The 25,066-nt window shown below is 54.2% G+C and carries 26 protein-coding genes; 14 read left to right on the top strand and 12 right to left on the bottom strand.

Annotation, left to right across the window (positions count from 1 at the left end; translation table 11 throughout):
• The first annotated feature begins 70 nt into the window (after positions 1–70).
• Positions 71–313, top strand: a complete 243-nt coding sequence (locus Q334_RS0101210; RefSeq protein WP_027311614.1) for a hypothetical protein — start codon at positions 71–73, stop codon at positions 311–313.
• 108 nt (positions 314–421) lie between these two features.
• Here the strand turns inward: Q334_RS0101210 and Q334_RS0101205 are convergent, their stop codons facing one another.
• Positions 422–2,227: a DEAD/DEAH box helicase gene (locus Q334_RS0101205; RefSeq protein ID WP_027311613.1), complete on the bottom strand. Its 1,806-nt coding sequence runs from the start codon at positions 2,225–2,227 to the stop codon at positions 422–424.
• 316 nt (positions 2,228–2,543) lie between these two features.
• Here Q334_RS0101205 and Q334_RS0101200 point away from each other — a divergent pair, with 316 nt between their 5' ends.
• Complete coding sequence (locus Q334_RS0101200) at positions 2,544–2,990, top strand: YaiI/YqxD family protein (RefSeq protein WP_027311612.1); 447 nt, start codon at positions 2,544–2,546, stop codon at positions 2,988–2,990.
• Here Q334_RS0101200 and Q334_RS0101195 read toward each other — a convergent pair.
• The 4 genes from Q334_RS0101195 to Q334_RS0101180 all read right to left on the bottom strand — a co-directional run bounded on the left by Q334_RS0101195 (position 2,987) and on the right by Q334_RS0101180 (position 7,807).
• On the bottom strand, positions 2,987–4,885 hold the full coding sequence (locus Q334_RS0101195) for a putative bifunctional diguanylate cyclase/phosphodiesterase (RefSeq protein ID WP_027311611.1): 1,899 nt from the start codon (positions 4,883–4,885) through the stop codon (positions 2,987–2,989). The two genes, Q334_RS0101200 and Q334_RS0101195, sit on opposite strands and share 4 nt — an antisense overlap.
• 11 nt (positions 4,886–4,896) lie before the next feature.
• Positions 4,897–5,400 (bottom strand): molybdopterin-dependent oxidoreductase, encoded by a 504-nt coding sequence (locus Q334_RS0101190; protein ID WP_051527427.1) that lies wholly within the window; start codon positions 5,398–5,400, stop codon positions 4,897–4,899.
• Positions 5,401–5,583: 183 nt separating this feature from the next.
• Complete coding sequence (locus tag Q334_RS0101185; protein ID WP_027311609.1) at positions 5,584–6,783, bottom strand: amino acid aminotransferase; 1,200 nt, start codon at positions 6,781–6,783, stop codon at positions 5,584–5,586.
• A gap of 172 nt (positions 6,784–6,955) precedes the next feature.
• A complete protein-coding gene (locus Q334_RS0101180) occupies positions 6,956–7,807 on the bottom strand; it encodes a LysR family transcriptional regulator (protein WP_027311608.1) in 852 nt (283 codons plus the stop codon).
• 121 nt (positions 7,808–7,928) lie between these two features.
• On the opposite strand from Q334_RS0101180, the gene Q334_RS0101175 reads away from it, so the two are divergent.
• The gene (locus Q334_RS0101175; RefSeq protein WP_027311607.1) at positions 7,929–9,143 is read left to right on the top strand and encodes an MFS transporter; all 1,215 of its coding nucleotides are present in this window, start codon (positions 7,929–7,931) and stop codon (positions 9,141–9,143) included.
• Between the two features lie 8 nt (positions 9,144–9,151).
• Here the strand turns inward: Q334_RS0101175 and Q334_RS0101170 are convergent, their stop codons facing one another.
• Together Q334_RS0101170 and Q334_RS0101165 are read right to left on the bottom strand one after the other, a co-directional pair.
• A complete protein-coding gene (locus Q334_RS0101170; protein ID WP_035460611.1) occupies positions 9,152–10,042 on the bottom strand; it encodes a carbon-nitrogen hydrolase family protein in 891 nt (296 codons plus the stop codon).
• Entirely contained in the window at positions 10,042–10,629 is a 588-nt protein-coding gene (locus Q334_RS0101165; RefSeq protein WP_027311605.1) for a GNAT family N-acetyltransferase, read from the bottom strand. The genes Q334_RS0101170 and Q334_RS0101165 overlap by 1 nt, the downstream gene beginning before the upstream one ends.
• Before the next feature lie 164 nt (positions 10,630–10,793).
• Here Q334_RS0101165 and Q334_RS0101160 point away from each other — a divergent pair, with 164 nt between their 5' ends.
• From Q334_RS0101160 to Q334_RS0101150, 3 genes are all read left to right on the top strand, one after another.
• Positions 10,794–11,204, top strand: coding sequence for a ketosteroid isomerase-related protein (locus Q334_RS0101160; protein WP_027311604.1), 411 nt, complete (start codon positions 10,794–10,796; stop codon positions 11,202–11,204).
• 68 nt (positions 11,205–11,272) lie between these two features.
• A complete protein-coding gene (locus tag Q334_RS0101155) occupies positions 11,273–11,875 on the top strand; it encodes a GNAT family N-acetyltransferase (protein WP_051527426.1) in 603 nt (200 codons plus the stop codon).
• Positions 11,876–12,042: 167 nt separating this feature from the next.
• Positions 12,043–12,303, top strand: coding sequence for a hypothetical protein (locus Q334_RS0101150; RefSeq protein WP_027311602.1), 261 nt, complete (start codon positions 12,043–12,045; stop codon positions 12,301–12,303).
• A 77-nt stretch (positions 12,304–12,380) separates the two neighbouring features.
• On the opposite strand, the gene ilvA is transcribed toward Q334_RS0101150, so the two are convergent.
• A complete protein-coding gene (ilvA, locus tag Q334_RS0101145; protein ID WP_027311601.1) occupies positions 12,381–13,895 on the bottom strand; it encodes a threonine ammonia-lyase, biosynthetic in 1,515 nt (504 codons plus the stop codon).
• A gap of 175 nt (positions 13,896–14,070) precedes the next feature.
• On the opposite strand from ilvA, the gene rpiA reads away from it, so the two are divergent.
• The gene (gene rpiA / locus Q334_RS0101140; RefSeq protein ID WP_027311600.1) at positions 14,071–14,745 is read left to right on the top strand and encodes a ribose-5-phosphate isomerase RpiA; all 675 of its coding nucleotides are present in this window, start codon (positions 14,071–14,073) and stop codon (positions 14,743–14,745) included.
• Between the two features lie 91 nt (positions 14,746–14,836).
• On the opposite strand, the gene uvrD is transcribed toward rpiA, so the two are convergent.
• Positions 14,837–17,026: a DNA helicase II gene (gene uvrD / locus Q334_RS0101135; RefSeq protein ID WP_027311599.1), complete on the bottom strand. Its 2,190-nt coding sequence runs from the start codon at positions 17,024–17,026 to the stop codon at positions 14,837–14,839.
• 143 nt (positions 17,027–17,169) lie between these two features.
• Here uvrD and Q334_RS0101130 point away from each other — a divergent pair, with 143 nt between their 5' ends.
• The 3 genes from Q334_RS0101130 to Q334_RS0101120 all read left to right on the top strand — a co-directional run bounded on the left by Q334_RS0101130 (position 17,170) and on the right by Q334_RS0101120 (position 19,792).
• Positions 17,170–17,727, top strand: a complete 558-nt coding sequence (locus Q334_RS0101130) for a TRAP transporter small permease subunit (RefSeq protein ID WP_245593643.1) — start codon at positions 17,170–17,172, stop codon at positions 17,725–17,727.
• Positions 17,724–19,103 (top strand): TRAP transporter large permease, encoded by a 1,380-nt coding sequence (locus Q334_RS0101125; protein WP_027311597.1) that lies wholly within the window; start codon positions 17,724–17,726, stop codon positions 19,101–19,103. The genes Q334_RS0101130 and Q334_RS0101125 overlap by 4 nt, the downstream gene beginning before the upstream one ends.
• Positions 19,104–19,189: 86 nt before the next feature.
• Positions 19,190–19,792, top strand: a complete 603-nt coding sequence (locus Q334_RS0101120) for a thymidine kinase (protein ID WP_027311596.1) — start codon at positions 19,190–19,192, stop codon at positions 19,790–19,792.
• A gap of 49 nt (positions 19,793–19,841) precedes the next feature.
• On the opposite strand, the gene Q334_RS0101115 is transcribed toward Q334_RS0101120, so the two are convergent.
• The 3 genes from Q334_RS0101115 to Q334_RS0101105 form a co-directional block, all read right to left on the bottom strand.
• Complete coding sequence (locus Q334_RS0101115; protein WP_027311595.1) at positions 19,842–20,447, bottom strand: MarC family protein; 606 nt, start codon at positions 20,445–20,447, stop codon at positions 19,842–19,844.
• A 169-nt stretch (positions 20,448–20,616) separates the two neighbouring features.
• Complete coding sequence (locus Q334_RS0101110) at positions 20,617–20,808, bottom strand: PA3496 family putative envelope integrity protein (RefSeq protein WP_027311594.1); 192 nt, start codon at positions 20,806–20,808, stop codon at positions 20,617–20,619.
• Positions 20,809–20,887: 79 nt separating this feature from the next.
• On the bottom strand, positions 20,888–21,760 hold the full coding sequence (locus Q334_RS0101105; RefSeq protein WP_081414285.1) for an SIS domain-containing protein: 873 nt from the start codon (positions 21,758–21,760) through the stop codon (positions 20,888–20,890).
• A gap of 177 nt (positions 21,761–21,937) precedes the next feature.
• Between Q334_RS0101105 and Q334_RS0101100 the strand changes: the two genes are divergently transcribed.
• The 4 genes from Q334_RS0101100 (at position 21,938) to Q334_RS0101085 (ending at position 25,039) form a co-directional block, all read left to right on the top strand.
• The gene (locus tag Q334_RS0101100; RefSeq protein ID WP_027311592.1) at positions 21,938–23,029 is read left to right on the top strand and encodes a TRAP transporter substrate-binding protein; all 1,092 of its coding nucleotides are present in this window, start codon (positions 21,938–21,940) and stop codon (positions 23,027–23,029) included.
• A gap of 135 nt (positions 23,030–23,164) precedes the next feature.
• Positions 23,165–23,446 carry a pyrimidine/purine nucleoside phosphorylase gene (ppnP, locus tag Q334_RS0101095; protein WP_027311591.1) on the top strand — a complete coding sequence of 94 codons (282 nt, stop codon included), beginning with the start codon at positions 23,165–23,167 and terminating at the stop codon, positions 23,444–23,446.
• A 48-nt stretch (positions 23,447–23,494) separates the two neighbouring features.
• Complete coding sequence (gene gmhB / locus Q334_RS0101090; RefSeq protein WP_027311590.1) at positions 23,495–24,046, top strand: D-glycero-beta-D-manno-heptose 1,7-bisphosphate 7-phosphatase; 552 nt, start codon at positions 23,495–23,497, stop codon at positions 24,044–24,046.
• Positions 24,047–24,106: 60 nt separating this feature from the next.
• The gene (locus tag Q334_RS0101085; RefSeq protein ID WP_027311589.1) at positions 24,107–25,039 is read left to right on the top strand and encodes a histone deacetylase family protein; all 933 of its coding nucleotides are present in this window, start codon (positions 24,107–24,109) and stop codon (positions 25,037–25,039) included.
• Positions 25,040–25,066: the final 27 nt, after the last annotated feature.

Below are 25,066 nucleotides of genomic sequence, written 5' to 3'. Positions count from 1 at the left end.
GTTTTGCTCAGGGGAACTCCGCAGAGACGAAGTAGTCTGAGTAGCATGGAGTTAGCCAAGGAGAATCGCCATGTGTAGCACTCCCAAAAGCATCCATACCCGTGATTGGCACACCAGCCTGGATCATGTGCAAACAGAACTAACCATCGCCCAATATGCCGCCATGGCACGGGTACAATCCAAGCCTAAACCCCAAGCCAAGATGGCAGAGGCCTTGAGGCCGCTCCCGCAGAGCGATGCCCAATCCATCAAACAGGCTGCACAGCCGTTATCCCAGCATTGGTGGTGGCGCCTGTGGCACGCCCTTGTCTAAGCCAACCTAATGAGGCCACAAGAGCGACACAGCCAAAAGTGAAGGGGGTTAAAACGACTCAACCCCGCCAAGGCGGGGTTGAGTACAGAGGACGAGTCTAAGTCAGCGTTAGTCTTGACGACGACGCGGCTTGGGACCAGAGAAGCTGCGGCCACCACGACCACCTTCGCGACCACCCTCACGGCCACCTTCACGCTCAAAGCGACCACCACCGGAGCGGGGGGGACGACCACGGAACTGACGGTTGCCTTCATCAGCGTCCTGATTTTCACACAGGCTCAGCTTCATCGGCTGCTGACGAATGCTGCAGTTAGACAAGGCAGCACGCTGAGCAGGCTTCAGGCTTTCAGGCAGATAAACGGTAGAGTGGCTGCCGAACAAGCGGATGTGACCGATGCGGCTGCCAGGAATACCAGCTTCGTTAGCAATGGCGCCAACGATGTCACGCGGCTCAACACGCTGCTCACGGCCCAGCTCTAAGCGATAACGCAGCATTGGCTCAGTGTCACGCTCGTTACGATCACGACGGCCGCGCTCGGGGCGCTCACCACGCTCAGGGCGTTCGCCACGGGCACGCTGCTGGATTGGAGTAATATCGGCTACTTTGGATACTGGCTGCTCACCATAGGCTTGCATGTACAGCACTGCTGCCAACATCGCAGGCTTAACCTGCAGGCCATCACACAGCTGCTGCACGCTTTCTAACGCTTGTTCCAGATCGGTTTCTTGCAGTTGCTTAGCCAGCTTCTGCACGAAACGCTGTTCCTGCAGCTTCGCCAGAGCTGCCTGGTCAGGCAGTTGGTGACGCTCCAGACGGTGGCCGATATGACGCTCCAAACCTTGCAGCGCACGACGGTCACGGGGAGTAATCAGGGCAAAGGCACGACCTTCACGACCGGCGCGGCCAGTACGGCCAACCCGGTGGACATAGGCTTCACGATCCATTGGCAGATCGTAGTTGACCACGTGGGTGATACGCTCAACGTCCAGACCACGGGCCGCCACATCGGTAGCCACGATAATATCAATTTGACGCTGCTTCAGGCGGTTAACCACCTGCTCACGCAGTGGCTGGCTCAAATCACCGTGCAGAGCGGCCACACGGTAGCCAAACTGCTCCAGCTGATCGGCCACTTCCTGGGTGGTGCTACGGGTACGGGCAAAAATAATCACCCCATCGGTCTCTTCGCTTTCCAGCAGACGTACCAGCGCCTGGGGCTTTTGCTCACCCAGTACTTCAATGTGCAGCTGAGTAATGGCATCAACGGTAGCACGCTGAGCCTGAATTTTGACACGTACCGCATCACGCTGATGGCGCTCGGCAACATCACGAATGATAGGGGGCATGGTGGCGGAGAACAGGGCAATCTGACGCTCGGCAGGAGTACGCTCCAGAATCCACTCAACGTCATCGATAAAGCCCATCTTCAGCATTTCATCGGCTTCATCCAGTACCAGTACCTGCAGCTGCTCCAACTGCATGGAGCCACGCTCCATATGGTCCATCACCCGGCCAGGAGTACCTACTACCACCTGTGCGCCCAGACGCAGACCACGCAGCTGGGTACGGTAGTCCTGACCACCGTATACCGCCAGAATGTTCAGCTCAGGCATTTCGGCCGCATATTGCTCCAGAGCCTGGGTCACTTGCAGCGCCAGCTCACGGGTAGGGGTCAGAATCAATGCCTGGGTGGCAGGATTGCTGGCATCAATACGTGCCAGTAAGGGCAGGGCGAAAGCGGCAGTTTTACCGGTGCCGGTTTGTGCCTGGCCAAGTACATCCTTGCCGCTCAGCAGTACGGGAATAGCTTCTGCCTGAATGGGAGAAGGAGTCTCATAGCCCAGCTTGGTCAGAGCGTTGAGCAAAAACTGGGGAAGCCCCAGCGCCTCAAAAGTCGGGGTCGATGCAGTCATGACGGTTCCGATTAGTACAAATTAAGCCCAGAGGGCCACAAAGGATATATCGGAACTCGCCAAAGGACCGGTCAGCATCAGTGCTGTTTCAGCTGTGCGTCTGGAGATAAACAGACGATTCAGGAGGGCAGAGCGAAGTCTCTGCGGGGCCGGACAAACTCGTGAGTGCGATACATCAGAGGGCGCGAACTATACCAGAAAGCAGCAGGAGCGCAAGAACTGTTTATAAAATAATCAATGTTAAGTGCGCAGAATTGCCTTCATGGCGGCGCTAGTCGACAATGCGGCATCTTTGTGATGAAACCGGAATACTGCTATGCCGATCTGGGTTGATGCCGATGCCTGCCCCAAGGTGATTAAAGAAATTCTGTTTCGCGCCGCCGAGCGCACCCAAACGCAGCTCACTCTGGTCGCCAATCAGTATATTGCCACTCCCCCCTCGCGTTGGATCAAATCGATACAGGTCAGTCAGGGTTTTGATGTCGCCGACAACAAGATTGTGCAACTGGCCCAACCTGGGGACCTGGTGATTACCGCTGACATTCCGCTGGCAGCGGAGGTCATGGCCAAGGGAGCCGCCGCCCTTAACCCTCGTGGCGAGCGCTACAGCTCAGAGACGATTAAGCAAAAACTGGGGATGCGGGATTTTTTCGATACCCTGCGCAGCTCCGGTATTCAAACCGGTGGCCCTGCGCCCTTAGGCCAGCAGGAGCGCAAAGCCTTTGCCGACGCGCTGGATGCCTGGTTAGCCAGTCAACGTTAACCGGTTTGGGCAGAGGGTAGGCTGAGATAAGGCAACAGCGCCTGCATTGGCATGGGATGGCCGTAGAAGTAGCCCTGGGCCTCGTCACAATTCAGTTTCAGAATACACTCATGCTCAGGCGCGGACTCTATCCCTTCCGCCACCACTCTGGCTCCAAGGCGATGGGCCAACTCCACCATCGACTGCACAAAGAACTGTTGCAACGGATCATGCTGCAAGCTACGGATAAAGCTTTTGTCGATCTTGAGGGTGTTGATTGGCAACGAACGTAAGTACGACAGGGACGAGTATCCCGTACCAAAATCATCCAAAGCCAGTCGATAACCGAGTGCACGCAAACGCTCAATAATGGTCTGGCAACCACGCATATCCAGCATCAGAATATTCTCGGTGATTTCCAGCACCAACTGCTGTGGCGCCAAGCCTAAAGCATTGACTCTTTCCGTCATCCACTGAGGCAGGTTTTGATTAAACAGTGACGGCGATAGGTTAATGGCAACGTACAGTTGATCCCGTACCTGGCTGGGCAGACGGTGCAACTCTTTGGCAACCCGCTGCAATACCCAAGCGGCCAGGTCATGACCAAGTTCATTATTTTCCGCAATTTCCACCGCTTCCATCGGTGACACCGGCCCCAGCTCAGGGTGGCTCCAACGTAGTAGCGCTTCCATCCCACGACTATGCTGATTACTGCTGCTCACAATGGGCTGATAGTACATCTGCAAGGCAGTGGATTCAGGGTTGGCCAACTCCGTCCGCAGGTCTTTAAGTAAACGGCGCGAGCGCTGCAGCTGTGAAGCCATTATCGGCGAGTAAACCGCAATTTTATTACGCCCTTTCTGCCGTGCATGTTGCAGGGCCAACTCGGCCTGCACATAGAGCTTATCCGCATCTTTGGCATAATCCGGGAACAGGCTCACCCCCACACTGGCTTCCAGATGATAGGCCTTACCTTCCGCCATAAAGTCGATGCTCAGGCTTTCACACAGACGCCGTACCTGGCTTTCCACCGACTCTTCTTTGGGATTGGTCTGTAAAATCAGGGCGAACTCATTACCATCCAGGCGGGCAATCATGTCTCCCTCCTGCACAATTTCACGCAGGCGTTTGGCCATTCCCACTAAAATCTGATCGCCAAAGCTATAGCCCAGGGTATCGTTTACATCCTTAAAACGATTGAGATTGAGTAGGCAAAGAACACGCGGCTGATGACGCTGGGATTCCTGACACCAGTTCGCCAGTTGCTGACGGAAATAGGTACGGTTAGGCAAGCCGGTCAATGGATCATGTAACGACAGGGATTTATTGCGCTGATTTTCGCGAATCAATGCCATCAACAGCATCAAACCGGTGATAAACAGCCCCATCAGCAGCAATGCCACCTTCTGCTGCGAAGCAAAGATGGCATCAATCGCTGCCTTGGCTTCTGGGCCAGTGTTGACCTTGATCATCAACACCCGCAAATCATCCAACAGCGGCTGCAGGGCAGCAATCATGCCCTCAGCTTGCGGCGGCTGTTTTTTCATTTGCTCCAAGCGCTGTTCGTGCTCTTTCAGCACATCAAAAATACGCTCAGCCAGCTCCCCCGCGCCATAGCTCTGGCGCACCCGCTTACTTTCATCCGAAACCAGAAAGATACTGAGGCGGTTCCACAAGAGATCATAGGTCAGGGCGACCTCATCAAAACTAATCGCCCCAGCCCGGTACAGACGCAAGTTGTTATATAACTTACGGCTCTCCAGCTCCAATAAACTCAATGACCAACTCGATAGCTGCACATGGGTGGCTACCAAGCGGGAGCTCTGATTGTTGCTGTACCAGGACGCCACACTGCTGGCCAAAAACACCAGCGTGATCAGTACCAGGACAATGAGCCGCAGCTTACTTTTTAGCAACGAGCGTACCTCTATCTCACCTCAAGTGACTTCACTTGCCAGACCATCAGGTTGTGATAAGCCGTCACATTTAATTCCGGGCGGGTTCCCAAAGGATAGAGTACCCAGATGGGTCCCTTATTGCGTCGCGACATGACATTGCCATCTTCTCGGGTGGCTAACAACACGTCATAGTCAAAGGCGTCTTTAAAGGGTAGAACGGCTTGGTAGTCATTCAAGGCTGCAGCCACGACTTCACCACCCCAGGCGCCCAGATGATCGAGCAACTCGCGCAGCATCACCCCACTGTAACGGTGATCTTCTTCGGTCCAGGGGGTTTTCATGGTCATATCGACCTGGGCCAACTGATCCAGCATCGCCAAATCAAAGTGGGCCTCATTACCTACATTGGTTTTTTTCAGGTTGCCCTTTACCACCAGCACCACCTCACCGGTTGGCACAGCCAATTCAGCCTGGGCCAATGGTAACCAGGATAGCCACCCCATCAGCAGCATGCATAACCACTTGATACGCATTGTTGTTCTCCTAGAGCACGGCTTGCTCAGTATCCTAACTAAGCCTGAACCGCTACAAGATAGCCTTGGATTCCCCCCAAAGGACTCGTAACCCAATCAATAGCAGCCATCAGGCGCAGGAACAAGTAGCAAAGCTATAAACGAAAAGGCCTCCACAGAGGAGGCCTTCGTTCGCCAAGCGATTTAACGGGTAACCGCAGCAATCGCAGCCGTTACTGCATCAATATTGCCGTCATTAAGAGCAGCCACACAAATACGGCCACTGCTGACTGCATAGATGCCAAACTCATTTTTCAGGCGCTCCACCTGTTCAGCAGTCAGCCCTGAATAGGAGAACATGCCACGCTGACGGGCCACAAAACTGAAGTCACGGGCCGCACCCTGCTCAGCCAGTTTACGCACCATCGCTTCACGCATGGCTTTGATCCGCTCACGCATTTGCGCCAGCTCGTCTTCCCACAGCCCACGCAGCTCAGCACTGTTGAGTACCGTTGCCACCACCATTGCTCCATGAGTCGGCGGATTAGAGTAGTTGGTACGAATGACGCGCTTCACTTGCGACAGTACCCGGCTGCTTTCCTCGGCATTGGCAGTTACCAGCGACAGGGCACCTACCCGCTCACCGTAGAGGGAGAAGGACTTGGAGAAAGAGCTGGAAACCAGGAAGTTCAAACCCGACTCGGCAAACAGACGTACCGCAAAGGCATCTTCATCAATACCAGCACCAAAGCCCTGATAAGCGATATCAAGGAAGGGCACCAATTGGCGCTCTTTCACTACTTCCAGCACTTTTTGCCAGCCAGCCAAATCCAGATCCACGCCGGTGGGGTTATGGCAACAAGCATGCAACACCACAATGGAGCCAGCGGGCAGGGCAGCTAAATCTGCCAACATGCCAGCCTCATTTACCCCCTGGGTAGTGGCGTCGTAGTAGCTGTAGTTCACCACTTCAAAACCTGCAGACTCAAACAGGGCACGGTGGTTTTCCCAGCTGGGATTACTGATGGCCACCTTGGCGCCGGGCAGCAAACGCTTGAGATAGTCTGCGCCAATTTTCAGCGCGCCGGTGCCCCCCAGTGCCTGGGTAGTGACCACACGGCCAGCCTGCAAGAGCGCAGAGTCCGCGCCAAACAACAACTTTTGCACCGCCTGATCATAGGCAGCGACGCCTTCAATGGGCAGATAGGAGCGGGGCGCCTGCTGGGCAACGCGCTGTTGCTCGGCTTGCTGTACCGCCTTTAACAACGGAATCTTGCCCGCTTCGTCGTAGTACACACCCACACCCAAATTCACCTTGGTCGTGCGCGTATCGGCATTAAAGGCTTCGTTCAAACCGAGGATGGGATCACGGGGGGCCATTTCAACTTGGGCAAACAGACTCATAGCGGCATTCGCTCAGTGCATATCCAATGGATGGGTGGGGAGAAGTGAGCCCCTTACCAGGGCTGCTCAACTGCTGATCATTATAATGAGCCAAGGTGAATTGGCTACGGCAAATATGCTTTTGCTGCTGGATCCAACGGAATCAATAGCAGGAAATAGCCTGACCATCCCCTTAAGCACGAAAGATCGGGCTTTCCTCAATAATTTGGGCCAGGCGCGAAGTAGCAATATTCACCTGATCCGCCACAAATAAGGTGGTCTCTGTTTGCGGTAATCCAGGAAAGCCTTCAGCCATCACAATCAAGCCCGCCTCCAACGCACTCGCTGGCATCACCCCAATGCCAATGCCTGCCCTGATCGCCGCCATGACGCCTGCACGGCTATGACTGGTAAAGGCAATGCGATAGGGCTGACCACTACGCTGCAAGGCTTTAAGGGCTGATTCACGATAGAAACACCCTTCTGGAAATACCGCCAAGTTAACCAGCTCATTAGGAGCAGGAACATGGGCCTCCCCTCGGACCCAGACTAAGCTATCCCGATAAAGGCGAGTCCCCCCATCGGATAAGGCGGGCATTTCCACCAAGGCAATATCTAACCGGCCCTCATGCACCAAGGAGGCCAAATAACCTGGCCGGTGATCACAGATAACCTCTAGCTGTGCTTCGGGATAACACAGGGTATAGCTCTCCAGTAAGGGAGTCAGCGCCCGGGTAATGTACAGATCATGGGTGCCCAAGCGGACTTTCCCGCCGATATCAGCATGTTGAATCCCGCCAACAATTTTATCGTTCAGCACCAGCAACTGCTGCGCCTGCAAATAAAGTTGTTCGCCCGCCAAAGTGAGCCTCACACCATACTGCCCACGCTGTAATAAGGGCACGCCAAGTCCCTCTTCTAACCGGCTAATTTGCATACTGACCGTAGAAGGGGCCCGATGCAGCCGATTAGCGGCTGTCGTCAGGTTGAGGGTTTCAGCCACCACAATAAAGGTGCGTAGTAGGGTTATCGACAGATCAGCCATGGCCAGAATTCGCTATTTCCGAACGTAGAACTCAATTTATATCGATTTCGTAAAAACTGGCAAAGAATTAATCTGACCCCGTGGTAGATGACCAAACGATCATTAGGCAGGGAGTCATAGTATGCGGATGGCTGTTATTTTCGGTATGAACCAAGTCGTCAGTCATGGCTTTGGGATGTTCCTCTTTGCCGCTGTTGTCCCCTTAATGCGTGATAGCACAGGGCTCAACCACTGGCATTTAGCGCTGGTAGGAGCCTTAACACAGCTTGCCTACCTAGCCGGCGCCCTGGCTCTTGGCGTGCTTGGTCCCAAACTTAGTATGCGGCACCTAGCCCGCATCACTGGCATGCTGACCGCCTCATTACTGTGGTTGATGCCTCATCTCCAACAACCCAGCCAGATTATTCTGGCCTTGGTTGTCATGGCGGCCAGCGCCGCCATGAGCTGGGGGGCGATTGTAGAAATCGTCAGTCACTATGCTCCCCTTAACCAACGTGCAACCTATTTATCCACTGCTGCCAGTGGTACCGCCTGGGGATATGGCCTGAGTGGGCTGATGCTGCTATGGATTGTTCCCAGCTGGGGCTGGCAGAGCAGCTGGCAGCTGGCTGGGCTGTTTGCCATGTTGGTCATTGCTGTAACCTGGCAACTACTACGCAGCCTGCCCACTCCCCAACCGCACACCAACCCAACCAGCCAAGCCATCTCCCCCCGCCAACTGCTTAAGCTGATCCTGACGGATCGCACTGCCTTTTATGCCTGCTTTATTTGTTTTCTGGTGGGTTTTTGCACCATGCCTTTTTCCAACTGGCTCAATACCTATTTATTGGAACTGCAGCTCCCCAGTGCCTGGGGCGGATATAGCTGGTTTAGCGTCGGACTCACCGGCATGCTGGCGGGGGTGGTGGCAGGCAAGCTGGCAGATCAGCAAGGGCACGTCAAAGCATTACTCTTTATCTTCAGCCTCTATGCCGTGGGTCAGCTGGCCTTTGCTTACCATCCTTGGATGGTGTTATTTGCCAGCATCACTTATGGACTGATGTACTTCCCGATGTGGGGGATTGTGGCCGGCTGGATTAATCAAACTCATTCCCCCACGGCCACCATGCAAATCAGCGGTATCTGTATGGTGACCTTTGGCTTAGGGGGAACGCTGGGCAACCTGATTCTTGGCTTTATTCACGATTACAGCGGTAGGTTACAGCCAGGATTCCTTATGTTAGCTGCTGTTTCCTGCGTCCTGGTGGGCCTAAGCCGCTATCTACAGCAGCGCCAAAGAACCACGCTAGCGACTGACCTTAGCAACCCAGTTACCCACTTGGATCCCCACCCCTGATTGCATCGCTACTTCAAGCGCAAACGGCCGGGCAACAACTGCTCCGGCCAATCTCGCCGGGTCAGTACCTGGCCCTGCTGACGCACGCGTTGCCAGCGCTCAGGCTGCCAGTTCACTAACAACCACTGGCTTTGTTCAGGGCACAGGCTGGCGCTTTGGGCCACCACGCCATCAGCCGGTAAGCCATAATCCGGTGGGCCATAGAGGGCGGCCCGTCCAATGTTGTCATCCACCGCCGGTGACCAGGCCGCTTTCCCTACCGTGGGTGCCTGCAAGACTGCAATTTGATTCTCCAGCGCCCGTGCCTGGGCGCCAATGCGTACCCGGTGGTAGCCCGCCTCGGTGTCAGTACAGGAGGGAGCCAGGATCAATTCAACTCCTGCTTCGGCGAGCTGACGAGCCAACAACGGAAACTCATTGTCATAGCAGATCAGAATACCCAGCTTGCCCAACTCCGTCGCAAACACCTGTAACCCCTCACCGTGCTGGATATACCACTGCTCACGTTCAAAGCGGGTCATGATCAGTTTGTCCTGACTGCCCAGGCAGCCCTCGGGGCCAAATAGCCAACTGCGATTACGGTAGCAGCCGTCCTCATCCAGCACCGGGGCTGAGCCAGGGCAGAGGTAAATCTGCCAGCGCCGGGCTAAAGCTTCGTTTAGCGCCAGCCACTGGGGCAAAAAGCGTTGCAACCCAAGAATTGAGGCCTGCAGATCGGCACATTCATCCTCTGCTAACAGAGCGGTTAAGCCCATCGCCGCATATTCAGGTAGCAGCAACAACTGCGCCCCCTGGCTGACGGCCTGCTCTATCAGGGCACACCAGTGCGCCTCATAGGTTGCCCAATCGGGCAGCGCCTCAAAGTGATATTGGCAGGCGGCTAAGTGAACACTCACCATCATGGCTCCAACTGCTTTAACCAGAAAGACATCGGTTTAGGGCTGGCCTGACTTTCACCCAGCTCTTTCCAGGAATAATAGGTCTGTAATTGCGGATAATGCCGGTAACCACGCTTCTGCCAAAAGGCGTTAAGCGGGCGATACCCCGGGGGACGACAGGGGTGATCCCGTGGCCGCTCCACCGCGCAAAAGGCGGCCCAGGCAAACCCCTGCTGGCGCGCATGGGCTTCCCGCTCCTGTAAAAAGCGCCCCCCCCAACCCTGACCACGGTAGGCTGGCAACAGCACCGACTCGCCGTAGTAAAAAATCTGTTCCGGCTGCCAACCCGCCTGGATAAACGGCCGTTTAAACTCCGGTGTTTCATCCGCCATTGGCACCCCGGTAGCCACCCCCACTACCTGACCCTGATCCAGGGCCAGCACAAAGAAACTGGCCGGTGAGGCGGCGTAGGTGTGTAAATACTGGGACTCGTAAGCCAAGTCACCAATGTAGAGATAGGGATACTCCCGAAAGACCTGAATACGCAACCGGGCCAAGTCAGCAATATAAGGCTGAATGGCCTGGCCGCTCAGTGTTTGTAACTCCACCACGTTCTATCCCCGCTTAATAACTTTGCCCACCTTAATTCACCGCTCAGGCCTCTGTTAACTCCAGACGACCTGGAGCTAGGCAATTCCGCCGCGCTGGCTGTTAGCTGCCGCCTAATTAGGGTATATGCCCTGACAATCAGCCTTTTGCAGGAGAACAACCGATGAGCCACGCCAAGACTGCCGCCCTGATCGCCCGCTACTACCAGGCCTTTAATGAGGGTGATATGCACACCTTTCTCAGCCTGCTGCATGATGACGTGGTACACGACGTCAATCAGGGTGAGCGGCGCCAGGGCAAAGCCCGCTTCGCCGAGTTTATGAGCCATATGAACCACTGCTACCAGGAGCAAATTCGTGATCTGGTGATTATGGTGAGTGAAGATGGCCGTCGCGCCAGTGCCGAGTTCTGCGTGCATGGCCGTTATCTCAATAGCGATAGCGATTTGCCCGCCGCCCAGGGCCAGCAATATGTGTTACCGGCTGGCGCTTTCTTTGCCATTCATCAGGGACAGATTGCCCGTATTACCAACTACTACAACCTGCAGGACTGGTTGCAGCAGGTCAGCGCCTAAGCCAGAAGAGGGATTGCAATCAGGTGGCAAGCCAGTATGTTGATCCCTCTATCCTTGGGAGCCTCGTGATGTTTGCCCTGCGTCCATTTCACCCCAGTGACTTACCCGCACTGTATCGGATTTGTCTGCAAACCGGCGCCACCGGGCAGGATGCCAGTCATCTCTATCGCGATGCTGAGCTACTTGGCCACTATTATGCGGGCCCCTATGCCTGCCTGGAGCCTGAGCTTTGCTGGGTGCTGACCCATGCGGGTGAGCCCTGTGGCTATATTCTCGGCTGCGCCGACTCCCAAACCTTTGCCCAACAAAGTGAACAACACTGGTTTCAACAGCTGCGCCAACGCTATCCCCTCGAACCTCAACGGGCAGAGGCGGATCAGGCACTGGTCAGGCTTATCCATCAGGGCTATCAGCTCCCCCCTCTGCAGGGCGAATTACTGGCTGCCTATCCTGCCCACCTACACATCGACTTACTCCCCATCGCTCAGGGACAAGGACAAGGCCGGAGCATGATCGATACCCTGCTCAATGCCTTGCGTAAGCGCCAGGTACCCGGCATACACCTGGGAGTAAGCAATGCCAACAGTGGCGCACTGGCCTTTTACCAACGTCTGGGCTTTGCCCCACTGTACCAGGGCGAAGATTGGCAATTGCTGGGTAAAAGCTTGTAAACAAAGCCAAGCTAAGGATTACCCGAACTCACTAAAGTAGGCTGGCAACCCTGTGCAAAATCTATACAATCTGCCGCTTTATTGATCAGTCTGCTGGCCATTACACCGCCAGCACCGCGTCTGCGCAGGTTTGACTCCCAGACGCCGTTGTACGAGTTGAGGTATGTATGCAGCGCCGTTACGCGTTATTCCTGACCCTGAGTGTGCTGGTGATCAGCCTGGGTGTCATCAGTAGCGAATGCTTACAGGGCCAATTGCCCAGTTATCCCGCCGCCATGCTAAGTGCCTGGTTGATGGTGGGTAACTGGCAGGGCTATCACCGCTTGCGTCGTCAGCCTCCCAGCTCCAAACGTTGCTGGCTCGGCTGGTTAAGTACGGTTGGACGCGGGCCCTTTAATGCCCGCCAAACCTTTAAACCAAAGCGCTAGCGCAACCAAGATAAGAAGGGGCCAAACGGCCCCTTACTTATTCATCCCAGCAACTATCCCACCTAACGCAAGCCCACCTAACGCAAGAACAGCCGATAGGTCAGGTTGTCGCTCTCATCCCAGTAGGGATAACCAATTTCATCCAGGTAACGCAGCAGGGTAGTGCGCTCCGCGGTTGGCACCTGCATCCCCACCAATACCCGGCCACTGGCCGCACCGTGATTACGGTAATGGAACATGGAAATATTCCAGCGACTGCCCAGCTTATTCAGGAAACGCAGCAGGGCACCGGGACGCTCAGGAAATTCAAAGCGATACACCACTTCGTCCTCCACCTGGGGAGCCCGTCCTCCCACCATGTAACGAATGTGCAGCTTGGCCATCTCGTCATCAGTGAGGTCCAACACCTCGAAGCCGGCTTCGCGCAGCTCTCGCAGCAGCTCCTCCTTGCCATGGCCATTGGCGCCAATCTGTACCCCGGCAAACACATGGGCTTCATTGGTATCGGCGAAACGGTAGTTAAACTCGGTCACATTACGCTTACCCAGGGTCTGGCAGAAATGACGGAAGCTACCGGGCTTTTCCGCCAATTTCACCGCAATAATCGCCTCGGTTTTTTCACCCAGGTCAGTACGCTCTGCCACATGACGCAAACGGGAAAAGTTCATGTTGGCGCCGGAATCGATCGCAATCAGGGTTTCCCCTTCAACCCGCTCACGGTCGATGTACTTCTTCATACCAGCCAGAGCCAAGGCACCAGCGGGTTCGGTGATTGAGCGGGTATCGTCAAAGATGTCTTTGATCGCCGCGCAGATTTCATCGGTGCTTACCGTGATCACCTCATCGACATACTGGCGGCAGAGTTCAAAGGTGTTTTCACCTATCTGCGCCACCGCCACCCCATCGGCAAAAATCCCCACCTGGGGCAACACCACCCGCTCATCTGCCTCCATGGCTGCTTTCAGGCAAGCAGACTCATCCGACTCCACCGCAATAATACGAATCTCCGGACGCAGGTATTTAATGTAGACCGCGATGCCCGCCGCCAGGCCACCGCCGCCTACCGGCACAAAAATACTGTGAATCGGGCCAGACTCCTGCCGCAGGATTTCCATTCCCACCGTGCCCTGACCGGCAATCACATCCACATCATCATAGGGGTGGATAAACACATAGCCTTTTTCATCCACCAGCTTAAGGGCATGGGCCAAAGCATCGGGGAAGGCATCGCCATGCAGCACCACCTTGCCACCGCGGGCCCGCACCGAGTTGACCTTAATGTCTGGCGTGGTCTTGGGCATCACAATAGTGGCTTTTACCCCCATAATGCTGGCTGCCATCGCCAAACCCTGGGCATGGTTGCCGGCAGAGGCACAAATCACCCCACGTCCCCGTTCCTCATCGGTGAGTTGGGCCATCTTGTTATAGGCACCACGAATCTTGAAAGAATGCACCGGTTGCAGGTCTTCACGCTTGAGTAAAATACGGTTTTTCAAGCGCGTGCTGAGGTTAGTGGCTTCTTCCAGGGGCGTCTCCACGGCGGCATCGTATACACGCGCCGAGAGGATCTTTTTGATGTATTTCTCTGGCATGGGGTCTCACTTAACTGTCTTACAGGCGGCTAACCCATTCGCGTCGTGCTGGCTATCCTGCCCAGTACCCGAATGGGGGGAACCCATTTAACCACAAGCTTTGTGGGTTTCCATACCGAAGGGGCATCAATCCGTTATAATGGCGTCCTTTCCCCGCAAGTTGTGGACCTGCCCCATGAATCAAGACCAGCTCAAACAGCAAGTGGCCAAGGCCGCCCTCGACTACATCCTGCCGCATCTGGAAGACGATACCATTCTGGGCATAGGCACAGGCTCCACTGCCAACTTCTTTATCGATGCCCTGGCCCAGTATAAAACCCACTTCGATGGGGCCGTAGCCAGTTCCGCCGCCACGGCCGAGCGTCTGAAAAGCCACGGCATCCCGGTTTATGACCTGAACTCCGTCAGCCAACTGCCTTTCTATGTCGATGGTGCCGATGAGTTTGACCCTCATCTGAACCTGATCAAAGGCGGTGGTGCGGCCCTTACCCGGGAGAAGATCGTCGCCGCCGTGAGTAAAGAGTTCGTTTGCATCGTGGATCAAAGCAAACAGGTCGATGTGCTGGGTGCCTTCCCCTTACCGGTTGAGGTGATCCCCATGGCACGCTCCTACGTCGCCCGTGAGCTGGTCAAACTCGGCGGCGATCCCGAGTACCGTGAAGGGGTGGTGACGGATAACGGTAACGTGATTCTGGATGTGTATAACCTGCAGATCACCAACCCCCGTGAACTGGAGCAGAAGATCAATATGCTCACTGGGGTCGTGACCAATGGCCTCTTCGCCCATCGTCCGGCGGATCTGGTGCTGATGGGCTGTGCCGAAGGGGTGAAAACCCTGAAAGCCGGTTAAGCCTCACACTGAATAAAACAAAAAGCCCCACTCTTTACCGAGGGGGCTTTTTTATAACCTTTAACTGTTACTTTTAACCTTCAATGGGCGATTACAGCGCTTGCAGTTTGGCCATCGACAGTATCAGCCATTTACTGCCGACATCATCAAAGTTGACCTCTACCCGCGCCTGGGGGCCCTGACCCTCAAAGTTAATCAATACCCCTTCACCAAAGATGGCATGACGCACCCGCTGACCAAGCTGAAACTGTGTCGCCGGTACCTCAGCCTGCCATTGGCGCGCCACGCTAGTAGTGGGACGCTGAAAACTCAGGGGACGACGAATACTGGCACCAATGCGCACCTCTTCCAGCAGCTGCTCAGGAATCTCAGTGAGAAAACGCGAATGCCGCCCCGGCATTTCCTTGCCATACAGGCGACGCGATTCGGCCCAGGTAATCATCAGTTTTTGCCGTGCCCGGGTAATGCCGACATAGCACAGGCGCCGTTCTTCCTGCAGACGCTCTGGATCTTCCATCGACATCGAGTGGGGGAACAGCCCTTCCTCCATGCCGGTAATAAACACCAACGGGAACTCCAAGCCCTTGGCGGAGTGCAGGGTCATTAACTGCACTGAGTCGCTGAATTCTTCTGCCTGGGCATCACCGGCATCCAGCGCCGCCTGATCAAGGAAGTCTGCCAAAATGCCACGGTTGGCGTTTTCTTCATCCACTGTCCAGTTTTGCTCGTACTGACGGGCGGCACTGACCAGTTCCTGCAAGTTCTCCACCCGCGCTTCACCCTTGTCCTTATCTTTCTCATGGTGATCAAGCAGGCCACTATGGGTAAGCACATGCTCACATACTTCTGACAACCCCAGGTCTTCGGTCTGCTGATGCAAACTGTTGATCAATTCAATAAAGCTCTGCAGACAGCTGGCTGCCCGGCCACTGAGCAGGCGCAGGCCGAGCGCCTCATTACTGGCCTGCCAGAGTGAGATCGACTGGCCACGCGCCAGGTCGCGAATGGTTTCCAGGGTTTTGCTGCCGATACCGCGGGTGGGTACATTGATAATCCGCTCCAGCGCGGCATCGTCATGGCGATTCTGTAGCAGACGCAAATAGGCGAGGGCATTGCGGATTTCCAACCGGTCATAAAAACGCTGACCGCCATAAATACGATAGGGCATGGAGGCACGAATCAGCGCTTCCTCTAATACCCGTGATTGGGCATTGGAGCGATAGAGCAGGGCGCAATCCTGACGCTGCCCCCCGTTGCTGACCCATTTATCGATTTGCTCGACGATAAAACGAGCTTCTTCCTGCTCATTAAAGGCACTGTAAACCTGAATCGGATCGCCATCGCCCGAATCCGTCCATAACTCCTTGCCCATTCGCCCGGCGTTATTGGCGATCAGGGCATTGGCTGCCTTCAGAATGGTGCCGGTGGAGCGATAATTTTGCTCCAGACGGATGGTGTCACAGCCAGGGAAGTCCTGTACAAACTGTTGAATATTCTCCACCCGCGCTCCGCGCCAGCCATAAATCGACTGATCATCGTCACCGACGGCCATCACCGGCACCTCATCGCCGGACAACATCCGCAGCCAGGCATACTGCACCTTGTTGGTATCCTGGAACTCGTCCACCAGCAGAGCCTGAAAGCGCTGTTGATAATGACGTAGCAACACCGGTTGCTCTAACCACAGCTCGTGGGAACGCAGCAGCAGTTCACCAAAGTCGACCATGCCACCCCGGGCACAGGCATCCTCATAGTTTTGATAGACCTGAATACGGGTTTGCCAGTTGGCATCGCCATAGGCATCGAGGTGACGCGGGCGTAGCCCTTCATCTTTCTGCGCATTGATAAACCATTGCAGCTCTTTCGGATCCCAGCGCTTTTCATCCAGATTCATCTCCCGGCAAACCCGTTTCACCAGTCGCAGCTGGTCATCGGAGTCGAGAATCTGAAAGTTTTCCGGCAGACCAGCCTCCTGCCAATGGGCGCGCAGGAGTCGATGCGCCAGACCATGGAAGGTGCCCACCCACATGCCACGCGGAGTCAGTCCCAGCAGGGCCTCAATCCGCATCCGCATCTCTTTGGCGGCCTTATTGGTAAAGGTCACTGCCATGATGGCATAGGGGGATACCCGCTCAACCTGAATCAACCAGGCAATACGGTGCACCAGCACCCGGGTTTTACCGGAACCGGCACCGGCCAACACTAAACGGCTTTGCAAAGGCGCACTAACCGCTTCGCGCTGGGGGGGGTTAAGGCGATCAAGTAAGTGGGATACATCCATGGAAAAGGGGTCTCAAGTCACAATAAAACAAACATTAATTTCAATATTTTCAACAAGTGTGCAACTTGTCTGACCAATTGTTGAAAATAGTTGATAAGGGCATACCTTCTCGGCACACTCTGACAGTCCTCACTGAAGACAGCATGACGATCATGAATAACGAGAATAAATCACTGACTATGCTGGTCAATGCTATCGACCAGTTCAGCGAGTGGACAGGACGCTGTATCTCCTGGCTGACGCTGGGCATGGTGGTGGTCACCTTTATCATTGTGGTGATGCGCTATCTGTTCAATGTCGGCAACGTGGCTTTACAGGAATCCGTTGTCTACATGCACTCCTTTGTTTTCCTGTTAGGCGCTGCCTACACCCTTAAACACGATGGCCATGTGCGGGTCGATATCTTTTATCGCCCCCTGTCCGAAAAGGGTAAAGCCATTGTAAACCTGATCGGCAACCTCGTGTTGCTGATGCCGGTGTCGATCTTCATCCTCTGGATGTCCTGGGATTATGTCGCGGCCTCTTGGTCGATCTTTGAAGGCTCACAAGAGTCGGGGGGGATTCCCGCCCGTTTCATCTTGAAGTCTGCCCTGATCGCTATGCCAGCGATGATGATTCTACAGGGGATTGCAGAGTTTCTGCGTGACATCCTGGTGTTAAGCGGTAAAGCCCATCTGGTGCAGGAGGAGCACGTATTATGACCGAGTATTTATCTCTGCTGCTGTTTGCCGCAGCCGTTGTGATCTTGCTGCTCGGTTATTCGGTTGCTTTCTCCCTGGCTGGAGCGGGCTTAATCTTTGCCGGCATGGGGATTGCTTTTGATTGGTTTGATCCAGTCTTCCTCGAAGCCGCGCCCAACCGCATCTTCGGCATCATGGGTAATGACACCCTGATTGCCGTGCCCCTGTTCGTCTTTATGGGGGTGATGCTGGAGCGCTCGAAGATAGCCGAAGAGCTGCTCGATACCATGGCACTGCTATTTGGCCCACTGCGCGGTGGCTTAGGCATTTCCGTGTGCTTAGTGGGGATGCTACTCGCTGCCAGTACCGGCATCGTTGGCGCCACGGTGGTCACTATGGGCCTGCTGTCACTGCCGACCATGCTTAAGCGCGGTTATGATCCTCGCGTTGCCACTGGGGTTATCTGTGCCTCTGGTACCCTGGGACAGATTATTCCGCCCTCCATCGTCCTGGTATTGCTAGGGGACGTGATCTCTTCTGCCTATCAGCAAGCTCAGTTGGATATGGGTATTTACTCGCCGGAAACCGTTACCGTGGGTGATCTCTTCCTCGGCGCCCTGATTCCCGGTTTGCTGCTGGTCGCACTCTATGTGCTCTACCTGGTGTTCAAAGCCATCGTTAGTCCCAAGAGTGTTCCTGCCATCCCTGCCAACGAGCGAGCTAAGGTGGACGACCTCGGCAGCCGTGTCATTAAGGTGCTGATTCCGCCTTTATTATTGGTGGTGCTGGTATTGGGCTCCATTCTCGGTGGCTTAGCCACCCCGACTGAAGCCGCCTCCGTCGGTGCCATTGGGGCCATGGTGCTCGCAGCCATGCGTAAGAGCCTTAACCTGACTACTCTGCGTGAAGTCATGCGCTCCACCACCCAGGTCAGCTCCATGGTGTTTATGATCCTGGTGGGGGCCTCGATCTTCTCCCTGGTATTCCGCGGCTACGGCGGTGACGACCTGGTACGGGAGTTCCTTGAAGGGATGCCCGGCGGTAAAGTCGGCGCGATGATTGTGGTCATGCTGGTGATGTTCCTGCTTGGCTTCTTCCTCGACTTTATTGAAATCACCTTTGTGGTGGTACCCATCGTCGCCCCGATTCTGTTGATGATGGATATCGACCCGATCTGGTTGGGGATTATGTTTGCCATTAACCTGCAAACATCCTTCCTGACCCCACCCTTTGGCTTTGCCCTGTTCTATCTACGCGGGGTCGCACCGGCGACCATCAGCACCGGACAGATCTATCGGGGGGTGGTGCCCTTCATTCTGATCCAGATGGCAATGCTGGGTATCCTCGCGGTGTGGCCTGCACTGGCAACCTGGTTACCCCACTTTGTCTATGGTTGAGGTCTGATCGACTGGCAAAAGGGCTGCTTCGGCGGCCCTTTTGCTTTTATACTCGCGCCTCCTGAGCTGATAAACGAGAACTGGGCGTGGCCTCACTCTACTTCTATTATTCGGCGATGAATGCCGGCAAAACCACCACGCTGCTGCAAGCGGCCTATAACTACCGTGAACGGGGGATGGAGCCTTTCCTACTCGCCCCACAGTTTGATAATCGCTTTGCTGAAGGTAATGCAGAGCAAGCCTGGATAGCCTCACGGATCGGCCTGAAAAGCCCTGCAGCCGCTTTTAATGGTGAATCTGACCTCTTTGCCTTAGTCACCCAGGCTCATCAGCGTCAGCCGCTTGCCTGTGTACTGGTGGACGAAGCGCAATTTTTGAGTCAAACCCAGGTGTGGGCACTGTCTGACGTGGTGGATCAGCTCAATATCCCGGTACTCTGCTATGGCTTGCGTACTGATGCTTTCGGCCAGCCCTTTCTGGGCAGCCAAACCCTGCTCGCCATTGCTGACCACCTGGAGGAAATCAAAACCGTCTGTGACTGTGGCCGTAAAGCCACCATGGTGGCGCGCCTGGATGCGGAGGGCAGGGCAGTGAAGGCAGGAGAACAGATTGCCATCGGCGGCAATGACCGCTACCTGTCACTGTGCCGCAAGCACTATAAAGAGATGGTTAAGGCTATAGAGGATTAGGGGAAAGGCAAACAGCGGCTGCCGCTAATGACAGCCGCCATGCAGCAACTTAAAGGCTGGCCATAAAGCCACGCACGCCACTTAATACAATCTGGGATGCCATCGCCGCCAGCACCAGACCGGTAATCTTACTCAGGATATTTAATCCCGTACGTCCCAGAATACGCTCAACCGCCGAACTCAGGTGCAAAATCACCAGCAGGCAACCCAGTGCCAGTCCCAGTGCAGCAATGCCGATTAGTAAGTCCCAACCCTTGAACTCCGCACCATAAACCAGAATCGCACCGATTGTCGCCGGGCCAATAATGGTAGGAATAGCCAGCGGCACCACGGAAATATCATCACGCTCCTCTGCCGGCATACCAGTGGCATGGGTGCGAACCCCATCCCGTACCAGGCTGATAGCGGATAAGAACAGCAAAATACCCGCACCGATGCGGAAAGAGTCGAGGGTAATACCGAGAATTTCGAACAGGGTGCCGCCAAAAAACAACAACACCAAACTAATCAGCAATGAAGCCATCACCGCACGATTAGCCACCCGTCGCCGTTCACGGGGCTGCTCGCCGCGGGTTAACGCCAAAAACATGGACACCACAAAGAAAGGGGCAAAGAGGAAGAAAAACTTAATCCAGGTGGAGATCAGCAGGCTCATGGGGGCACTCCTTAATAATGGCGCGCATCATAGAAGCTTCACCCCCTGGCTGCAACCAACGGTCTCATCAACGATCGGCTAGGACAGGGATAAGGTACCCAGGCTTCCTGTGAGCTTTTTGCAGTCAGCAAGGAAGCCTATCAAGATTGATATACAGGACGACTAGACCCTAATCGAAGACGTAATCTTCCACCTGTTGTTGGAGGCACTTTTCTTCCTGACGACGCTCAATGGAACGTCTGGCCTCAAGTAATTTTTGGCGACTGGTACGATGGCGTTTGGACTGTGCCTCACGCTCCAAGCTAGCAAACACATCAAACAACTGAGCCTGAACTTCAATAAGGCGTTCTGACTGGCGCATGAAGTATCCTCCCTAGACTTAGACAAGACCTGCTAAGTTTAGTCTGTCTCGCGCCAATGTCAGGGAGATGTCGTTTTGATTACTCTTTTTTGACGGGACGACGCTCGTTCTGGCGGAGTGAACGCAAACCTCGGCGTATCACTTTGAGATGATCAATCAGAGTAGGCCCTAAGCGCATTGCCACCCCTACCGCCAACACATCCATTACCACTAAGTGCACCACTCGGGACGACATCAGGGTATTCAGATCTTTGTCTTCCGCCAGATCAATATGAATCGCAATACTGGCTAAGTCCGCCAAAGGGGTAGTGCCAGGACAGAGCGTAATTACCGTGGCTCCAGCCTCCTGTACCAAACGCACAGAGTGCAGCAAATCCTTGGTGCGGCCGGTTTGTGAAATCGCCACGACGACATCTCCCTCACTCAACGTCAAAGCAGAAATAGTCTGCATATGAGGATCAGAAAGAGCACTGGAGGAAATCATCAAACGATAAAACTTGTGCTGGGCATCGGCCGCCACTGCCGCTGAGGCACCAAAGCCCCAAAATTCGACTCGCTTGGCCTTGGCCAAAGCATCAATGGCTTGCTCCAGGGTATCTGGATTTAGACTGTCACGGATATTGATCAGATTGCCGACGGTGGATTCAAAAATCTTATGTTTGAACTCCGTCACCGTATCCTGATTATTAAGTGCAAACTGCTCAAAATTCGTATTGCTGGCCAACACCTGCGCCAGACAAAGTTTAAAGTCCTGAAAGCCATCAAAGTTCAGCGCTCGGCAAAAGCGCACTACGGTTGGCTCACTGACCTTTGCCTCTGCGGCCAGGTCCACAATACGCATATGTATCACATCCTGGGGATGTTCCAGAACATAGTCCGCGACCTTTTGCTCCGACTTACGCATCAAGGGCTTGGACTCACCGATATGCTTTAGCAGGTTAGGGTGTTGCAAGGACAGCTTCCTGATTCAGACCTGGGCAAGGGCCCATTATACATGGGCAAGGGGGCTTCTAAAGTGGTAGAGATCAGCTTTTAACCGAGATTGCAGGGCTGCAGCGGGCATGCTACCTTCAACGAGCAAATTGCCATCCCTAATATAAAAATTTCGATGTAAGAGAGGGAGATTCCTGTGAAACGTCGCGAGCTAATCAAAGCTTTGGGAGCGGGTGCCGCTGCCTCCGTAATGGCCGGTGCTGCTACTGTCGCCAAAGCTGAAGAAAAAAAATATAAGTGGAAGATGGTAACCACCTGGCCCAAGAACTTTCCTGGCCTGGGTGCTGGCGCTAACCATCTTGCCGACCTGATCGGTAAGATGACCGGTGGCCGTGTAGAAGTAAAAGTCTATGGTGCCAACGAACTGGTCGGCGCTTTGGAAATTTTTGATGCCGTATCCCGCGGCACCGCTGAAATGGGTCACGGCGCCTCCTATTACTGGAAGGGTAAATCCGTTGCAGCCCAGTTCTTTGCAGCCGTTCCCTTCGGTCTAACCGCCCAGGAAATGAATGGTTGGTTGTACCATGGCGGCGGTATGGAACTGTGGAAAGAAGTCTATGCGCCCTTTGGCCTGGTGCCCACTGCAGCCGGTAACACCGGTGTACAAATGGGTGGCTGGTTCAACAAAGAGATCAACACTGCTGAAGACCTGAAAGGTCTGAAGATGCGTATTCCTGGTCTGGGTGGTGAAGTACTCAAGCGTGCCGGCGGTACTCCTGTACTGCTGCCAGGTGGAGAAATCTTCCCCTCACTGCAATCCGGTGCCATTGATGCAACCGAGTGGGTAGGTCCCTACAACGATCTGGCCTTCGGCCTGCATAAAGCAGCTAAGTTCTACTACTACCCCGGCTGGCATGAGCCCGGCACGACTCTGGAATGCTTTATCAACAAGAAAGCACTGGAAGAGCTGCCCGCCGATCTGCAGGAAATCGTGATTCAAGCTTGCCGTGTAGCCAACCAGGATATGCTGGATGACTTCACTGCCAAGAACAACTCCGCCCTGCAGGAACTGGTCGAGAAGCACAATGTTGAACTGCGTCGCTTCCCAGACGAAGTTCTGGCCACCCTGAAGAAACTGTCTGATGAAGTGGTTGCTGAAGAAGCTGCCGCCGATCCGATGACTAAGAAGGTATTCGACTCCTTCGTTGCCTTCCGTGACCAGGCAATCAAGTGGCATGCCATTTCTGAGCAGGCCTATCTGAACGCCCGTTCACCCGAAACCAAATAAGGTTTCACCCTCCATAAAAGGCAGGTTAATCCTGCCTTTTTTATTGCCGTTTTTTCCTCTTTGCCCGGTGACAGCCTCTCTAAAGCACTCTAGTATCTGGCTTCCCCATTGGCTCTAGCACAATAGAGGCTGCACATGTTGAACGTAAATGAATACTTTGATGGCAAGGTAAAATCCATTGGCTTTCCCAGTGCTGAAGGACGCTGCACCGTGGGTGTCATGGTTCCCGGCGACTATACCTTTGGCACCGAACAGGCTGAAGAAATGCAAGTCGTAAGTGGTGCACTTACCGTCAAATTGCCCGAGGCAGATGAGTGGGAAACCTTTAATGAAGGTGAAGCCTTCTATGTTCCCGCTAACAGCAAATTTGACCTCAAGGTAGAGGTAGCCACTGCCTACCTGTGCAAGTATCTGTAAGCCACCTAGGCCAGCTTAATGCTGGCCTAGTTCAAGCAGGAGCCTCAGATGAAGCTAGTCATTCTCGACCGTGATGGTGTCATCAACCAGGACTCGGATGAGTATGTCAAATCAGTGGACGAGTGGATTCCGCTACCTGGTTCTATCGAAGCCATCGCCAAACTTTGCCACCATGGTTTTCGCATTGCCATCGCGACTAACCAATCCGGGTTAGCACGTGGTTACTTCGACCTAGCCACCCTGGATGCAATGCACGAAAAACTGCAACAGTTGGTTGAAGCTGCCGGTGGCTCTATTCACTACTTGGTTTATTGCCCGCATGGCCCCGATGATCACTGCCACTGTCGCAAACCCTTACCCGGCATGTTTGAACAAATTCGGGACGCTTTCGCCCTGGCAGATCTTCATGAAGTAGCTGTAATAGGTGATAGCCTGCGAGACCTGGAAGCTGGAATGAGCTTAGGTTGCCAGCCTTTTCTGGTAAAAACAGGTAAAGGTGAGCGCACTCTTGCCAAAGGTAATTTACCCGCAGCAACTCGGGTATTTGCCGACTTAGCAGCCGCTGCCGATTACCTCTGTAGCCAACCTGAACCAGTGTAATTTGGCGCACAGATAACCGGACTGATAAGATGCGCAAGTCTTCTCAGTTCGGAGTTTCACGTGAAACAGGATGCTTCTCTGCCTCTGGTATACCACCCCATCTATAGCATCCCTTTTCCAGCACAACATCGCTTTCCCATGGCAAAGTTTCAGCTGCTCTATCAACAGCTTTGCCAACAAGGGATTGCTACCACACAGAATTGCTTTTCTCCCTCAGCACCCGCGCCATTATCAATACTGCAATTAGCCCATTGCCCTCAGTACATTCAACAATTTTGCCAAGGGGAATTAGATGCCAAAGCATTACGAGAAATAGGATTACCCTGGTCACCCTTGCTCGTGCAACGTACTTGCACTGCAGTGGCTGGTACTATCCTAACGGCAGAATTAGCTAAACGTTATGGCCTTGCCTGTCATTTAGCCGGTGGCACCCACCATGCGTTTTACCGCCATGGCGCGGGATTTTGTATCTTCAATGATCTAGCGGTCTGTGCGCGTTATTTAGTACAGAACGGTTTAGCGAAGCAGGTATTAATTATCGACTGTGATGTTCATCAGGGTGACGGCACGGCTGCTATCCTGCAGCAGGATGCCAATATTCATACCTGCTCTTTTCATAGCGCCCTTAACTATCCCTTTACTAAAATGCATTCTGACTGGGATATTGAAATTGAAGATGACTGCGGTGATAGCGACTATCTCGCCATCTTGCAGCAGCACTTACCGAGTATTTTGGCGTGTTTACAGCCCGACTTTATCCTCTACGATGCTGGCTCAGATGTACATCAAGACGATCGCCTGGGGCGTTTAAAACTAACTGACCAAGGCATTCGACAGCGTGATAACTACATTATTCAACTCGCCCACCAACACAATATTGCTATTGCCTGCGTGATTGGGGGCGGTTACGACCGCGACCATGCAGAAGTTGCCAGGCGTCATAGCCTCCTGCATCAACAAGCAAACCTCCTGTTTAATCAGCTGTATCGCTAACTGACCTAGCCACTCAAACCGAGGTTT

The organism is Balneatrix alpica DSM 16621 (assembly GCF_000619885.1).
Classification (GTDB): Bacteria; Pseudomonadota; Gammaproteobacteria; order Pseudomonadales; family Balneatricaceae; genus Balneatrix; species Balneatrix alpica.
The sequence above is the reverse complement of the archived record's forward strand: the minus strand, read 5'-3'. Positions and strand labels throughout refer to the sequence as shown.

Coding starts and splice junctions, on each gene's coding strand:
- ilvA (WP_027311601.1), bottom strand. CDS start 13,895: ATGCCAGAGAAATACATCAAAAAGATCCTCTCGGCGCGTGTATACGAT.
- Q334_RS0101115 (WP_027311595.1), bottom strand. CDS start 20,447: ATGAGCCTGCTGATCTCCACCTGGATTAAGTTTTTCTTCCTCTTTGCC.
- Q334_RS0101110 (WP_027311594.1), bottom strand. CDS start 20,808: ATGCGCCAGTCAGAACGCCTTATTGAAGTTCAGGCTCAGTTGTTTGAT.
- Q334_RS0101160 (WP_027311604.1), top strand. CDS start 10,794: ATGAGCCACGCCAAGACTGCCGCCCTGATCGCCCGCTACTACCAGGCC.
- Q334_RS0101185 (WP_027311609.1), bottom strand. CDS start 6,783: ATGAGTCTGTTTGCCCAAGTTGAAATGGCCCCCCGTGATCCCATCCTC.
- Q334_RS0101180 (WP_027311608.1), bottom strand. CDS start 7,807: ATGGCTGATCTGTCGATAACCCTACTACGCACCTTTATTGTGGTGGCT.
- Q334_RS0101190 (WP_051527427.1), bottom strand. CDS start 5,400: ATGCGTATCAAGTGGTTATGCATGCTGCTGATGGGGTGGCTATCCTGG.
- rpiA (WP_027311600.1), top strand. CDS start 14,071: ATGAATCAAGACCAGCTCAAACAGCAAGTGGCCAAGGCCGCCCTCGAC.
- Q334_RS0101150 (WP_027311602.1), top strand. CDS start 12,043: ATGCAGCGCCGTTACGCGTTATTCCTGACCCTGAGTGTGCTGGTGATC.
- gmhB (WP_027311590.1), top strand. CDS start 23,495: ATGAAGCTAGTCATTCTCGACCGTGATGGTGTCATCAACCAGGACTCG.
- uvrD (WP_027311599.1), bottom strand. CDS start 17,026: ATGGATGTATCCCACTTACTTGATCGCCTTAACCCCCCCCAGCGCGAA.
- Q334_RS0101130 (WP_245593643.1), top strand. CDS start 17,170: ATGACGATCATGAATAACGAGAATAAATCACTGACTATGCTGGTCAAT.
- Q334_RS0101170 (WP_035460611.1), bottom strand. CDS start 10,042: ATGGTGAGTGTTCACTTAGCCGCCTGCCAATATCACTTTGAGGCGCTG.
- Q334_RS0101200 (WP_027311612.1), top strand. CDS start 2,544: ATGCCGATCTGGGTTGATGCCGATGCCTGCCCCAAGGTGATTAAAGAA.
- Q334_RS0101205 (WP_027311613.1), bottom strand. CDS start 2,227: ATGACTGCATCGACCCCGACTTTTGAGGCGCTGGGGCTTCCCCAGTTT.
- ppnP (WP_027311591.1), top strand. CDS start 23,165: ATGTTGAACGTAAATGAATACTTTGATGGCAAGGTAAAATCCATTGGC.
- Q334_RS0101155 (WP_051527426.1), top strand. CDS start 11,273: ATGTTTGCCCTGCGTCCATTTCACCCCAGTGACTTACCCGCACTGTAT.
- Q334_RS0101210 (WP_027311614.1), top strand. CDS start 71: ATGTGTAGCACTCCCAAAAGCATCCATACCCGTGATTGGCACACCAGC.
- Q334_RS0101175 (WP_027311607.1), top strand. CDS start 7,929: ATGCGGATGGCTGTTATTTTCGGTATGAACCAAGTCGTCAGTCATGGC.
- Q334_RS0101125 (WP_027311597.1), top strand. CDS start 17,724: ATGACCGAGTATTTATCTCTGCTGCTGTTTGCCGCAGCCGTTGTGATC.